Consider the following 13,391-nt stretch of genomic DNA (forward strand, 5'->3'; position numbering starts at 1 on the left):
TCCCACATTGGATCTCAGCAGGTCTGTCAGACCGCCGCGAAACGCTTGTCCAGGTAATCGATGATCACTTTGGAGTCATACATCCAGGTGGTCTGGCCATTCTCTTCGATGCGCAGGCACGGCACCTTGATCTTGCCGCCTTGCTCCAGCAGGGTCTGGCGGTCCTGCTCGTTGTTCTTCGCATCCTTCAGCGCCACCGGCACATTCAGGCGGTGCAGGGTGCGGCGGGTCTTCACGCAGAACGGGCAGGCGTGGAATTGATACAGGGTCAGGTCCTTGGCCGCAGCGTTCACCTGCGCCTGTTGTTCGGCAGGGCGCTGCTTTTTGCGCGGGCGGGTAATGAAGTCGCCGGCGATGATGACGTGGCCGAGGCCCACTCGAAGTGCTTTGACGAACATGGCTGAAACCTCTTGCCCATGAAGAAGGGGCCGCAGCTTACCTTAATTCTGCAGGCGAAAAAAAACCGACGATGAGCGCCGGTCTTTTCCTACGAAGCCTGTTACTTGATCAGGCTGAGAAATTCGCTGCGGGTGGCCGCGTTTTCGCGGAACTCACCCAGCATCACCGACGTGATCATCGACGAATTCTGTTTCTCCACACCGCGCATCATCATGCACATGTGCTTGGCTTCGATCACCACGGCCACGCCCAGTGCGCCGGTCACTTGCATCACGGCATCGGCGATCTGGCGGCTGAGGTTTTCCTGGATCTGCAGGCGGCGCGCATACATGTCGACAATCCGCGCGACCTTCGACAGGCCCAGCACTTTGCCACTCGGGATATACGCCACATGCGCCTTGCCGATAAACGGCAGCAGGTGGTGCTCGCACAACGAGTACAGCTCGATGTCCTTGACCAGCACCATTTCGCTGTTGTCGGAGCTGAACAAGGCACCGTTGGTGACTTCTTCGAGTGTCTGTTCATAGCCGCGGCAAAGGTACTGCATCGCCTTGGCGGCACGCTTAGGCGTGTCAAGCAGGCCCTCGCGGGAGACGTCCTCGCCGAGTTGGCCGAGGATCGCGGTGTAATTCTGTTCCAGGGACATGAAACTACCTGTGGGATTTTCGCAAAGCGCAAGGTTACGGTGGCCGACACATCGCTGCAAGCCTGACGATGGCACTTGTTACTCGTCGCGCCCTTCCAGCATCGTGCGCTTGAGCATCACATACACCGCACCCGCCCCACCGTGACGGGCCTGGCACGAGGTAAAGCCGAGCACCTGGGCATGCTGGCGCAGCCAGGTGTTGACGTGACTCTTGATCATGGGCTTCTTGCCATCCAGCCGCACGGCCTTGCCGTGGGTGACGCGCACGCAGCGGATTTCGAACTTGGTGGCTTCGGCGAGGAAGGCCCACAGGGTTTCCCGGGCTTTTTCCACGTTCATGCCGTGCAGGTCGAGGCTGCCTTCGAACGGGATCTGGCCAACCTTGAGCTTGCGCATCTGGCTTTCCTGCACGCCGTCGCGGGCCCACATCAGTTCGTCTTCAGGGCCGACGTCGATGACGAACTGGTCCGACAGGCCATCCACGGTGGTGGCGTCGGTGCGTACGGTCGCGGCCTGGCGCAACTTGGCGATCTGCGCCCGGTCGGCCTTGGGTTTGCCAGTGTCGGCGCGGTCGTGCTTGATCGGCTTGACGCCGCGCAGCTCGTTCTTGAACAGGGAAAAATCGTCGTCTTGCATGTCAGCCTCCGCGAAGGGCGGGCAGTTTACCTAAATCGCGGCGGCCAGGGCGTAGGAAACGCTATCCAAGCGCCATCAGTCGTGCTTTTTCATCAGGTGCGAGGCGATGTTCAGTGACAACGGCTGGCGCATCTTCCGACGGCTGCGACGCCACAACCATACACCCAGCCACAGCACCAACAGTCCGACCACCGCCAGGATGGCCGAACCGCCAGGGCTGGCATTCAGTTCGCCAAGGGCCGGCGAGTGACCAAACAAACCGGCGCCACCAGCGCCGGTCAACAGCAAACCTACTATCGCCAGCAGCGCGGCCATGCCGGCCACCAGGCGCAGACGCCAGTTGCTTGGCCCCTTGGGGCGCAAGCGACGAGCGTCAAAACCATCGGATATCTTCATTCCGACCTTTCCTCCAGGGTATCGGCCCTTCGACCGGAAGTTACACAGGTTGTTCCTGTGCCAGAGGTAATTGCAGCAAATGACAGGCATTTGCGGATGAGCGGAGACATAAACACGCCGTGCCGCTCATCAGACGGACGATCAGATCAGGTCTTTGGTCAGGGCAAGGGTGGCGAAGTTATCGGCCATGATGGCCATTTCGGTCTGCTGCACATGCTCGGCGCTCAGGATGCCGCCCTTGTAAGGCAGGTCGCGGGTGGCGCAGGCGTCTTCCACCAGGGTGCAGCGAAAGCCCAGGTTCTTGGCCGCGCGCACGGTGGTGCTGACGCTGGAGTGGCTCATGAAACCGCAGACGATCAGGTCGAGGGAGCCGAGGTCTTGCAGGTGTTTTTCCAGGCCGGTGCCGTGGAAGGCGCTGGGCAGCAGCTTGCCGATGATGGTTTCGTCACCTTCAGGCTCGAGGCCGGGGATGAATTCACCGCGCTCGCCCTGCGGGTCAAACAGGCCGCCCACTGTGCCCAGGTGGCGCACGTGCACGATCGGGCGCCCGGCGTTGCGTGCGGCGGCGACCAGTTGCTTGATATTGCCGACCGCTGCGTCCATGCCCGAGAGGGCGAGTGGACCGTTGAGGTATTCCTTCTGGGCGTCGATGATCACGAGGGTCGCATGGCTAAGGTTGGCAGCTGCGTAACCACGACCGCTGAGTTGAAACATCGTCTTTGGAACGGACATTCTGGGGCTCCTGTGAGGGGGGCTTTTGCGCCATTGTCCACTGGCTGAGCGGTTCTGTGAATCGCTACTATCGTAAGGTACGCCGTTGCTGGCGTGCAGCCATGTCAAGTGGCGGCGATGTTTAACCGAATGATGGCGATTTGAATGAAATCCGACGTACGGCGACAGGTTTTCGTACATCGTCGGTACAGGCGAAGGCTGTTAGAATCGCCAGTCGTTTTTTCCAGGAGTCTGCCCCCGTGATCACATCCCGCCTGCGCACTTTGCGCGACCACATCCGTTGGGCTGTCAGCCGTTTCCATGGGGAAGACCTGTTTTTTGGCCATGGCACCGACAATGCCTGGGACGAAGCCCGGCAATTGGTGCTTGGCGCCTTGCACCTGCCGTGGGAAATTGCCGACAGCTACCTAGATTGCAACTTGGAAGAAGAGGAAATCTCTCACGTACAGCGTTTGTTGCATCGCCGTATTCATGAGCGGGTGCCGACGGCGTACCTGTTGAAGGAAGCGTGGTTCTGCGGCATGTCGTTTATCGTTGACGAGCGCGTGCTGATCCCGCGTTCACCCATCGGTGAGTTGATCGAAAACCGCTTCGAGCCGTGGCTGGCCCAGCCGCCGGCGCGCATCCTCGACCTGTGCACCGGCTCCGGCTGCATCGGCATTGCCTGCGCCTACGAGTTCCAGGACGCCGAAGTGGTACTCGGCGACTTGTCCTTCGAAGCCCTGGAAGTGGCCAACCAGAACATTGAGCGCCATGGTGTCGACGAACGTGTGTACACCGTACAGGGCGACGGCTTCGATGGCCTGCCGGGCCAGCGGTTTGACCTGATCGTGTCCAACCCGCCGTACGTGGATGCCGAAGACTTTGCCGATATGCCGGACGAATACCAGCACGAGCCGGAACTGGGCCTGGCCTGCGGCGACGATGGCTTGAACCTGGTGCGGCGCATGCTGGCTGAGGCGGCGGACCACCTGACCGAGAAAGGTTTGCTGATCGTTGAGGTGGGCAACAGCCAGGTACATGTTGGCGCGCTGTACCCTGAAGTCGACTTCGCCTGGCTGGAATTCCAGCGGGGTGGGCATGGGGTGTTCATGCTCACGGCTGAGCAGTGCCGGGAACATCAGGCAATCTTCGCCGCTCGGGTTTAACCAGCCTTACAGTAGAAAATATGGGAGGGGGCTTACCACCTCCCACATTTTGATTGCATTCCAGCCGGCTACCGGTGCGTGGCAATCCAGATCAACAACCCCGCCTGAAACACGGTAAACGCCACCAGGCAGGTGATGGTAAACCGCAACCCGCTGTCCTCACGCTTGAACTTGGTGACCTTTTCTTCTTCCTTGCGCAGCTTCACTTCCTGCTCCAGCAGGTTGTGCTCGGCCTGTTGCAGCATCTGCGCGGCTTCAAGGATCTCCACGAACTGCACCTTCTCGGTGTTCCAGCTATCCAGCACGCCGCTGACCTTGCCAGGCTGCACGTTGCCTTTGAGGTGCTGCACATCGGCGTAGGCCACGTCGAAACCCTGGACGCGCAGGAAGTGATCGCGGCGCAGGCGTGTGGCTTCGTTGAGTGCATCCTTGTTGGCCAGGTCCACACCGTCGACGCGGTAGTGCGACCATTTCTTTTTCGCCCACGCAGCGGCTTGGGCCACCAGGAAGCGACCGAGGCCACGGTTGGCCGGTTCGATTTCCAGGCTGTTGCCTGGGCCGAAGTGCACGCGGTGTTTATCGTGATCCACCCAGATGTCCAGATGGTTCTGCTCACGGCGAACCCGCTGCCCCGGCAACTGGATGACCATGCGCAACAGGCTGTGGTGTTTGTCATGACGCTCGGCATAGCCGAATTGCACGAACCGTAGCGGCCGCAGGCCGGTGGCACGGTCGGTGGCCAGCGGGGCCAGGCGCAGCATCTTGAAATGCTCGGCCTGAACGTCCGCCCACGGCAGGGGAGCCGCCGTGTCGATGGCCTCGGTTTTTTCAGCCGGGGTGTCGGCGGTCGGTTCCGGTGTTGCTTCAGTGGTTGTCATGCGGTGTGATCCTGTCCAAGCCCTGCAAGTCGGCAGTCTTTTTGCTGTCGACTCTGGGCTTATCGGCCGCTTTCTGCAGGACTGGAGGCAAATTGTCGGTTAACGGGGTTGAAGTCCGTCGATAAAACGCACCAGCCGGCTGCCCAACTCAGCGGCCAGAGGCAATTGTGGGGCATTGTAGGAGGCCAATTGTTGCTTTACGTCGTTGGGCACGATGCGCATCACGTGGTTCATGCCTTCGATCACCGTCAGCTCGGCATCGGGCTTGGCCCTTTTAAGTTGCTGAGCGTCGCCGACACCTACCTGAATATCGTTGGTGCCCTGGATGATCAACGCCGGCATGCGCAGTTTCGCAAAGGCCGCTGAAGGGTCGACGCGAAACAGGCTGATCAGATAAGGCTGCACGCTGGGTCGGAAAATGCCCTCCAATGGTCCAGGCACGTCGGCATCCACCTGGCCGGCCTTGAGGTGATCAAGGATTTCATTGCTGCGCAGCAGCAGGGCAGGAGGCAGGTGATCGGCCAGTTGCTGGCGGATTACCTGATCGACCGGGCGGGCGCTGCCGGACAGGGAGATCACCCCGGCCGGGTCGAGCTGTGGTGCGGCCAGTGCGGCCACCAGCGCGCCTTCGCTGTGGCCCAGCACGATCAGCGGGCCCATGCGTTTGTCGGCCTTGAGCAATTTGCCCCAGGCCACCGCATCGGCCACGTAGGCATCGAGGGTCAGGTTGCGTTCGTCGGGCGTGGCGGCCAGGCTGGCGGCCACACCGCGCTTGTCGTAGCGCACGCTGGCGATGTTGTGCCGGGCCAGCACCCAGGCCAGGCGCTTGAGGCTGTCATTGCGTGCGCCGTCGGCGCTGTTGCCGTTGCGGTCGGTGGGGCCGGAGCCGGCGATGATCAACACCACGGGCACTGGTTTGTCGGACTGGGGCAGCAACAGCGAACCGAACAGCTCGCCGCTGCCGGTGTCCAGGCTGATCGGGCGTTGCAGGACGACAGGGGAGGCGGCATGGGCCACGGCGGTAAACAGGGTCAGGGTAAACAGAAGAACTCGCAGCATCATCGCGCCATCATCAGGAGGGTGCCGGTTGGACCAAGGTCTACCGGTAAGGTTTCGAGGATGAACTAGTCGGTTAGCCTGCGTATACTGGCCGCCTTAAGTTATTACGGTTGACTTGATTCAACTGATTTCACGGAGCGCCCTGCATGTCCGGCAATACCTTCGGCAAGCTGTTCACTGTCACCACCGCGGGCGAAAGCCATGGCCCGGCGTTGGTCGCCATTGTCGACGGCTGCCCGCCCGGCCTCGAGCTGTCCCTGGAAGACCTGCAGCGTGACCTCGACCGCCGCAAGCCCGGCACCAGCCGTCACACTACCCAGCGCCAGGAGCCCGACGAAGTCGAGATCCTCTCCGGGGTGTTCGAAGGTCGCACCACCGGGTGCGCCATCGGCCTGTTGATTCGTAACACCGACCAGAAGTCCAAGGACTACTCGGCGATCAAGGATCTGTTCCGCCCGGCCCACGCCGACTACACCTACCACCACAAATACGGCGAACGCGACTACCGTGGCGGCGGCCGCAGCTCGGCCCGCGAGACCGCGATGCGCGTGGCGGCCGGGGCCATCGCCAAGAAATACCTGGCGACCCAGGGCATCGTCATCCGTGGCTACATGAGCCAGTTGGGCCCGATCGAAATCCCGTTCAAGACCTGGGACAGCGTGGAAGATAACGCCTTTTTCTGCCCTGACCCCGACAAGGTCCCGGAGCTGGAAGCCTATATGGACCAGTTGCGCCGCGACCAGGATTCGGTCGGCGCCAAGATCACCGTGGTGGCCGAAGGCGTCAAGCCGGGCTTGGGTGAGCCGATCTTCGACCGCCTTGACGCCGAACTGGCCCACGCGCTGATGAGCATCAATGCGGTGAAAGGCGTGGAAATCGGCGCCGGTTTCGCCTGCGTCTCCCAGCGCGGCACCGAACACCGCGATGAACTGACGCCGGAAGGCTTCCTCAGCAACAACGCGGGCGGCATCCTCGGCGGTATTTCCTCCGGCCAGCCGATTGTTGCGCACCTGGCACTCAAGGCCACGTCGAGCATCACCACGCCGGGCCGTTCGATCGATGTGCACGGCAACCCGGTGGACGTGATCACCAAGGGCCGTCACGACCCCTGCGTGGGCATCCGTGCCACGCCGATTGCCGAAGCGATGATGGCTATCGTGTTGATGGATCACTTGCTGCGCAATCGCGGGCAAAATGCCGACGTGCGCGTGAGTACCCCGGTGCTGGGCCAGCTGTGACGGCTCGGCGGTGACAGCCCTCCCATACTGGCGCCTCTCCAGCTTCTACCTGTTCTACTTCGCCCTGCTTGGGGCGACGGCGCCGTTCCTGGCGCTGTACTTCGATCACCTGGGGTTCTCCAGCGCGCGCATCGGCGAGCTGGTGGCCATTCCCATGCTGATGCGCTGCGTGGCCCCCAACCTGTGGGGCTGGCTGGGCGACTACACCGGCCGGCGCCTGGCCATCGTGCGCTTCGGCGCGGTGTGCACCCTGCTGAGTTTTTCGTTGATCTTCGTCAGCCATACCTACGCCTGGCTGGCCCTGGTGATGGCCCTGCATGCGTTCTTCTGGCACGCGGTGCTGCCGCAGTTTGAAGTGATCACCCTGGCTCATCTGCAAAACCAGACCTCGCGCTATAGCCAGGTACGCCTGTGGGGCTCCATCGGTTTTATCCTCACCGTGGTGATCATGGGTCGCCTGTTCGACTGGCTGAGCCTGGATATTTATCCGGTGGTGGTCGTGGTGATCATGGCCGGCATCATCGGTGCCAGCCTGTGGGTGCCGAATGCGCAGCCCGCCAGCCACGGCAATCGCCTGGCCGGTGACGGGTTCCTCAAACAACTGCGCAGTCCCGGCGTACTGGCGTTTTACGTCTGTGTGGCGCTGATGCAAATGAGCCATGGCCCGTATTACACCTTCCTGACCCTGCACCTGGAACACCTCGGCTACAGCCGTGGTTTGATCGGTATGCTGTGGGCCCTGGGGGTGGTGGCGGAAGTGCTGATGTTCCTGGGCATGAGCCGCATCCTCACGCGTTTTTCGGTACGCCGGGTGCTGCTGGCCAGTTTCCTGCTGGCGGCGCTGCGCTGGTTGCTGCTGGGTTCATTTGCCGAGCTCCTGTGGGTGCTGTTGCTGGCGCAGGTCATGCACGCTGCCACGTTCGGCAGCTTTCACGCGGCGGCGATTGCCTTTGTGCAGCGCAGCTTTGGTGATAAACAACAAGGCCAGGGCCAGGCGCTGTACGCTGCCTTGGCCGGCACCGGCGGTGCGCTGGGCGCGCTGTATTCCGGCTACAGCTGGAACCTGCTGGGGCCGACCTTCACCTTTAGTCTTGCCAGCGTCGCCGCCCTGGCCGCTGCCGTTATCATCGGTTTTCGATTGCAAGAGCAGAACCAAGGAACCCCTCAATGAGTTATGTCGCCGTCTACCCCGTCGCTTCACCGGATACCCCGAACAAGGTCCTGACCCATGTCGACGACATCGCCGCCACCCTGGCCGAGCATGGTGTGCGGTTCGAGCGCTGGCAGCCTGGGCTGATCGAGAGGGGCGCCAGCGACGCTGAAATGATTGCCGCCTATCAGCCGCAGATCGATGCACTCGGCTACGGTGCGGTGGCGGTGTTGAGTGTCACGAGCGAGCACCCGCAGAAAGCCCAATTGCGTGCCCGGTTCCTCGATGAGCGCCGTTATAGCGAAGACGACGCGCGTTTTTTCATCGCCGGCCAAGGCCTGTTCTCGCTGCACATTGGCGACTATGTGTACGCTGTGCGTTGTGAGAAAAACGACCTGCTGGTGATTCCGGCTGGCATCGCGCACTGGTTTGATATGGGCGAGAACCCCCACCTGGTCATGCTGCACTTGTTCAACACCGTGCAGGGGTGTGTGCCGGCGTTCACCGGCGACGATGTTGCCAGCCATTTCCCAGGGTTGGACGATTGAACTCAGATAATTGAAACCTTCAACCCCGGCGAGTTGGAAGTTGTTGTGGGAAGAAGCTTAGTTACGCGTAGGGCTTGGCTGTTTATCCAGGACAGTGCGCACTGAAACCATTCGTTATGTAACTCTCTGCGGCGCCAGTGTTTGTACCGCCTGTCAATAGGAGAAATCCGAATGGTGGTAGGGCATCAGCCAATAAAAGGAGAGATGTAATGAGTGGCCCAGAGGAGTCGTGTCCGCCGCCGTGTTTCGTACCCAATGCCGTCAGGAGACGCCTAAGCCTGTCCGGTAAGCCCTTGACCCCAGCGGAATTGGAGATCTTACGCTGGGCCTCGGAGGGCAAGACTGTCTGGGAAATCAGCCAGATTCGTGCCACGTCCGAAGCCACGGTCAAATTTCACCTGCGCAATATCTACGGCAAATTGGAAGTCACTAACCGTGTGCAGGCGATGAATGAGGCGGCGCGCCAAGGGCTGTGGTGACACGCAGACATAAAAAGGCCGCGACGCTGTTGAGCGCCGCGGCCTTTTTTTGCCTGCGGTATTTACGCCGAGTGATAGGTCGGCAGGGCAAAGCGGTTCTGGCTTTGCAACATCGAAATTTGCGGCAGTTCACTGGCTTGTTCAGCCAGGTCGCGGCGAATCGCGCTGATCACCCAGGTCAATTGATCGGCGGTGTGCAACTGCTGGTAAGAGATCGAACGCTTGACCTGTTTGCCTTCACTGTTGCGCAGGGTCAACAGGATGCCGCCGTCAGGGCGTGGCTGAGTGGTGACGTCGTAGTTGGAGAATACTGAAGCGAATTTATCTTGGATCAGGCTCATGTCTATCAGCTCCGTTGGCTCAAGTTGGCAAGCATGGAGTGATAGGTGCAGTGATTGTGCCAGCTCAGGATTTATATAAATATTCTTGTAAATCAATGAGTTGAGAAATTCGTAGATTTTCGGTTTCGTGCAATTTGCATGAATGGCCATCATGCATCCTGCATTTTGCGCTACTCAACGCAGTGGGATGGACGCCCCGATATCCCTAAAGACTGTTTTTGCTCAGCTAAATTCCTTTTTTGAGAGCATGCCGGTTGGGATACAAAACTTTTCAAATCCCGCGTGTACAGCCGAAGAACGGCTGACGTATTTTCCTGCAATGCATTCGGCCTTCCGCTTACGGAGGTATCGGTGCTTTTGGATCAGACGAAGAATAAGAAAAAGGACGTTCCTCCATGAGCCACCCGCACAACGACATGATTACCTGGGGCAAGCTGCTGAGTAAGGTGCCGGCCATCGTCCGTGCCTTGCCTCGCGTAGTGCGCGGCATGCGAGCCGCCAATGTCACCGACCCCGCGCAGCCTTGCGGGTTGGGCTGGCACTTTGAGCAAGCCACCTTGCGCAACCCCGACGGCAATGCGTTGCTGTACGGCGACCAGGTGCTCAGCTACATCGACGCCAACCAGCGCGCCAACCGTATTGCCCATCACTTGCAAGCCCAAGGCATCGGCAAGGGTGACGTGGTGGCGCTGTTTATCGAAAATCGCCCCGAATTACTCTTGAACGTGCTGGCCGTGGCCAAGCTGGGGGGCATCTGCGCAATGCTCAATACCGCGCAAACCCAGGCGGCGCTGGTGCACAGCCTGAACCTGGTGAGCCCGGTAGCCATTATTGTCGGTGCGGAATTGGTCGCCCCCTATGACGCGGTGCGCGATCAGGTGGCCATCGCGGCTGATCGAACCTGGTTCGTTGCCGATCAGCCGTCCAGCGGAGTGCCGCAGGGTTATCTCGACCTGTTGGCGGCGAGCGCCGAATGCCCGGTGGACAACCCGGCCAGCACCGCGCAGATCTTCTTCAACGATCCTTGCTTCTATATCTACACCTCCGGCACCACCGGCCTGCCCAAGGCCGGGATCATGAAACATGGCCGCTGGACCAAAACCGCCGTCAGCTTCGGCAGCATCGCGCTGGACATGGGCCCGGACGACGTCCTGTATTGCACCTTGCCGCTGTACCACGCCACCGGGCTCTGTGTGTGCTGGGGCTCGGCGATTGTAGGGGCGTCGGGCTTCGCCATTCGCCGCAAGTTCAGCGCCAGCCAGTTCTGGGACGATGCGCGCAGATTCAAGGCGACCACTCTCGGCTATGTCGGTGAATTGTGTCGTTACTTGCTCGACCAGCCACCCGGCGACCACGACCGCGATAACCGCGTGACCAAGATGGTCGGCAATGGCCTGCGTCCCGGCGTGTGGGCGCAGTTCAAGGCGCGTTATGGCGTGGAGCATATCTGCGAGCTGTACGCGGCCAGTGACGGCAATATCGGTTTTACCAACGTATTGAATTTCGACAACACCATCGGCTTCTGCCTGCAGCACTGGGCACTGGTGGACTACGCCCATGACAACGGCGAGCCGCTGCGGGGCAGCAATGGCTTTATGCGCAAAGTCCCCACGGGCGGGCAGGGCCTGTTGCTGGCCAGGATCGATGAAAAATCGCCCTTCGACGGCTACACCGACCCGGAAAAGAATCGCAGGGTGGTACTCACCGACGTGTTTGAAAAAGGTGACCGTTACTTCAATACCGGCGATTTGTTGCGCAGCATCGGCTTTGGTCATGCGCAGTTTGTGGATCGCCTCGGGGATACCTACCGCTGGAAAGGTGAAAACGTCTCCACCACCGAGGTCGAAAACGTCCTGCTGCAACACCCGCAGATCGCCGAAGTGGTGGCCTATGGCGTCGAGATCGAAAACACTAACGGCCGCGCGGGCATGGTCGCCATCACTCCGAGTGAATCCCTGGCTTCACTGGACATGCGCGAGTTGCTGCAATTCGCCCACGGCCAGTTGCCGCACTACGCGGTGCCGCTCTTCCTGCGGATCAAGGTCAAGATGGAAACCACCGGTACCTTTAAGTACCAGAAGGTCAAGCTCAAGGAAGAAGCCTTTGACCCGGACAAAGCCGGCAACGACCCGGTGTATGCCTGGTTGCCGGGTTCGGACTGCTATGTGCCGGTCACCGGGCAACTGTTGGCGCAGATCCAGGGTGGCCAGTTCCGCTATTGATTCTGTCTATGGCCGCTTTTGCTAAAAAGGGCATGACAGGGGGGAACTCCCTCGCGACACTGGCGGCCTATAAAGCACCAGACAAGGAGCCCCCACATGTCAGACCAAGCCAAACAAATGACTGAAGACGAAGCCGCCGAATTTGCCGAGCAGGTCTTCGACGTGGCGCGCAAAGGCGACGCCGCCATGCTCGCCGCGCTGCTGGCCAAAGGCTTGCCGGCCAACTTCCGCAACCACAACGGCGACACCTTGCTGATGCTTTCTGCCTACCACGGCCATGCCGAGGCGGTAAAAGTGCTGTTGGAGTTCAAGGCCGACCCGCTGATCGCCAATGACAAGAACCAACTGCCGATCGCCGGCGCCGCGTTCAAGGGCAATTTGCCCGTGGTCAAGGCGTTGATTGAAGGCGGCACGCCGATCGAGGCCGCTTCGTCCGACGGTCGTACCGCGCTGATGATGGCCGCCATGTTCAACCGTGTCGACATGGTCGACTACCTGCTCAGCCAAGGCGCCAACCCCAAGGCCACCGATGCTCAGGGCGCGACTGCGCTGGCGGCGGCGCAGACCATGGGGGCGAAGGACACGGCGGCGCAACTGGAGAAACTGGTGTAGGCTGTGCGCCCTCAAAAACCAGTCCGCTACAGGATCACCCCATGAAAACCGCCCTCGTCGAACTTATCAGCAAAATCAGCGCCGGGGTCATGGGCGAAGACGAGGTGGCGCGCATCGCCGAGGAAGCCGCCCAGGCCTACGCCGATCCGGCGGCATTCCTGACGGCCAACCCGGACATCAACTACGACGACAGCTTTCCCATCCCGCTGGGGGAGTGGGTGGTGGTCGGCAGCCTGCCGGACACCGTGCTGTTCCAGGCCGATACCTATGGCGACCTGTTTGCGCAGATCGTCGCGTCTTTCGGCCCTGGGGTTGCGTTCAACCTCAAGCCCAAGCAACTGGCCAAGACTGAAGACCTCACCGCGTTGAACCGTATCCAGATCCAGATGAGTGCACTGAGCCCGGAAGACGGCGGCTATGTGCTGCTCAATTTCAGCCAGCCGCTGGATGACGAGATCCAGGCCGTGCTGGTGTTCGGTAATGACCTGCCGCGCGTGCTGGCGTTGTGCGCCGACGTCGGCATCAAGGCCGAGCCGTCCCTGGAAGCGCTGAAGGTCGCCGTGCACGTCTGAAATAAAACGGAACCCCGACCAGGGCTGGCTATCCTACAAGGGCATGCCCTCACTTAGGAGCGACACCATGGGTTCCACTTTTAACAGCCTGATCGGGTTGATCATCCTGGCGCTGGACATCTGGGCGATCATCAACGTGTTCAAAAGCGGCGCGAGCACGGGCGCCAAGGTCTTGTGGATTCTGTTGATCCTGTTGCTGCCGTTGCTGGGCCTGATCATCTGGGCCATCGCCGGGCCACGCGGTAACGTGCGGATCTGACCCCACACCCTCTTCGTAGCAGCTGCCGAGCCTTGGCGAGGCTGCGTGTGCGGTGTACCCGACACACCGCAAACGC

General features: G+C 60.7%; 17 protein-coding genes. 9 read left to right on the forward strand and 8 right to left on the reverse strand.

The window, feature by feature from the left end; translation table 11 throughout:
- Positions 1 to 26: 26 nt before the first annotated feature.
- From AB1462_RS20215 to AB1462_RS20235, 5 genes are all read right to left on the reverse strand, one after another.
- Entirely contained in the window at positions 27 to 398 is a 372-nt protein-coding gene (locus tag AB1462_RS20215; protein ID WP_259192061.1) for a glutathione S-transferase N-terminal domain-containing protein, read from the reverse strand.
- A 101-nt stretch (positions 399 to 499) separates the two neighbouring features.
- Positions 500 to 1,045, reverse strand: coding sequence for a GTP cyclohydrolase I FolE (gene folE / locus AB1462_RS20220; protein ID WP_003442011.1), 546 nt, complete (start codon positions 1,043 to 1,045; stop codon positions 500 to 502).
- Between the two features lie 78 nt (positions 1,046 to 1,123).
- On the reverse strand, positions 1,124 to 1,681 hold the full coding sequence (locus tag AB1462_RS20225) for a Smr/MutS family protein (RefSeq protein WP_090407003.1): 558 nt from the start codon (positions 1,679 to 1,681) through the stop codon (positions 1,124 to 1,126).
- 75 nt (positions 1,682 to 1,756) lie between these two features.
- A complete protein-coding gene (locus AB1462_RS20230) occupies positions 1,757 to 2,077 on the reverse strand; it encodes a hypothetical protein (protein ID WP_090406999.1) in 321 nt (106 codons plus the stop codon).
- Between the two features lie 141 nt (positions 2,078 to 2,218).
- Entirely contained in the window at positions 2,219 to 2,809 is a 591-nt protein-coding gene (locus AB1462_RS20235; RefSeq protein WP_090406996.1) for a cysteine hydrolase family protein, read from the reverse strand.
- A gap of 239 nt (positions 2,810 to 3,048) precedes the next feature.
- Between AB1462_RS20235 and prmB the strand changes: the two genes are divergently transcribed.
- Positions 3,049 to 3,957, forward strand: a complete 909-nt coding sequence (gene prmB / locus AB1462_RS20240) for a 50S ribosomal protein L3 N(5)-glutamine methyltransferase (protein WP_259192056.1) — start codon at positions 3,049 to 3,051, stop codon at positions 3,955 to 3,957.
- Positions 3,958 to 4,025: 68 nt separating this feature from the next.
- Here prmB and AB1462_RS20245 read toward each other — a convergent pair whose 3' ends face one another.
- Together AB1462_RS20245 and AB1462_RS20250 are read right to left on the reverse strand one after the other, a co-directional pair.
- A complete protein-coding gene (locus AB1462_RS20245) occupies positions 4,026 to 4,835 on the reverse strand; it encodes a hypothetical protein (protein WP_090406992.1) in 810 nt (269 codons plus the stop codon).
- 99 nt (positions 4,836 to 4,934) lie between these two features.
- On the reverse strand, positions 4,935 to 5,897 hold the full coding sequence (locus tag AB1462_RS20250) for an alpha/beta hydrolase (protein WP_090406990.1): 963 nt from the start codon (positions 5,895 to 5,897) through the stop codon (positions 4,935 to 4,937).
- 143 nt (positions 5,898 to 6,040) lie between these two features.
- On the opposite strand from AB1462_RS20250, the gene aroC reads away from it, so the two are divergent.
- From aroC to AB1462_RS20270, 4 genes are all read left to right on the forward strand, one after another.
- Positions 6,041 to 7,132 (forward strand): chorismate synthase, encoded by a 1,092-nt coding sequence (gene aroC / locus AB1462_RS20255; RefSeq protein WP_027603936.1) that lies wholly within the window; start codon positions 6,041 to 6,043, stop codon positions 7,130 to 7,132.
- Positions 7,133 to 7,142: 10 nt separating this feature from the next.
- Positions 7,143 to 8,303, forward strand: a complete 1,161-nt coding sequence (locus AB1462_RS20260; protein WP_090406988.1) for an MFS transporter — start codon at positions 7,143 to 7,145, stop codon at positions 8,301 to 8,303.
- Positions 8,300 to 8,830 carry an acireductone dioxygenase gene (locus AB1462_RS20265; protein ID WP_367247747.1) on the forward strand — a complete coding sequence of 177 codons (531 nt, stop codon included), beginning with the start codon at positions 8,300 to 8,302 and terminating at the stop codon, positions 8,828 to 8,830. Before AB1462_RS20260 ends, AB1462_RS20265 begins: the two co-directional genes overlap by 4 nt.
- Positions 8,831 to 9,039: 209 nt before the next feature.
- The gene (locus AB1462_RS20270; protein WP_090406982.1) at positions 9,040 to 9,309 is read left to right on the forward strand and encodes a response regulator transcription factor; all 270 of its coding nucleotides are present in this window, start codon (positions 9,040 to 9,042) and stop codon (positions 9,307 to 9,309) included.
- Between the two features lie 62 nt (positions 9,310 to 9,371).
- Here the strand turns inward: AB1462_RS20270 and AB1462_RS20275 are convergent, their stop codons facing one another.
- Complete coding sequence (locus AB1462_RS20275; RefSeq protein WP_003172952.1) at positions 9,372 to 9,650, reverse strand: DUF3509 domain-containing protein; 279 nt, start codon at positions 9,648 to 9,650, stop codon at positions 9,372 to 9,374.
- 395 nt (positions 9,651 to 10,045) lie between these two features.
- On the opposite strand from AB1462_RS20275, the gene AB1462_RS20280 reads away from it, so the two are divergent.
- The 4 genes from AB1462_RS20280 to AB1462_RS20295 all read left to right on the forward strand — a co-directional run bounded on the left by AB1462_RS20280 (position 10,046) and on the right by AB1462_RS20295 (position 13,315).
- Positions 10,046 to 11,872: a long-chain-acyl-CoA synthetase gene (locus tag AB1462_RS20280; protein ID WP_259192052.1), complete on the forward strand. Its 1,827-nt coding sequence runs from the start codon at positions 10,046 to 10,048 to the stop codon at positions 11,870 to 11,872.
- Between the two features lie 96 nt (positions 11,873 to 11,968).
- The gene (locus AB1462_RS20285; protein WP_090406976.1) at positions 11,969 to 12,484 is read left to right on the forward strand and encodes an ankyrin repeat domain-containing protein; all 516 of its coding nucleotides are present in this window, start codon (positions 11,969 to 11,971) and stop codon (positions 12,482 to 12,484) included.
- A gap of 41 nt (positions 12,485 to 12,525) precedes the next feature.
- On the forward strand, positions 12,526 to 13,056 hold the full coding sequence (locus AB1462_RS20290) for a hypothetical protein (RefSeq protein ID WP_090406973.1): 531 nt from the start codon (positions 12,526 to 12,528) through the stop codon (positions 13,054 to 13,056).
- Between the two features lie 67 nt (positions 13,057 to 13,123).
- Positions 13,124 to 13,315: a PLDc N-terminal domain-containing protein gene (locus tag AB1462_RS20295; protein ID WP_090406970.1), complete on the forward strand. Its 192-nt coding sequence runs from the start codon at positions 13,124 to 13,126 to the stop codon at positions 13,313 to 13,315.
- The last annotated feature ends 76 nt before the right edge of the window (positions 13,316 to 13,391 follow it).

The organism is Pseudomonas sp. SB113 (assembly GCF_040754745.1).
Taxonomy (GTDB): domain Bacteria; phylum Pseudomonadota; class Gammaproteobacteria; order Pseudomonadales; family Pseudomonadaceae; genus Aquipseudomonas; species Aquipseudomonas grimontii.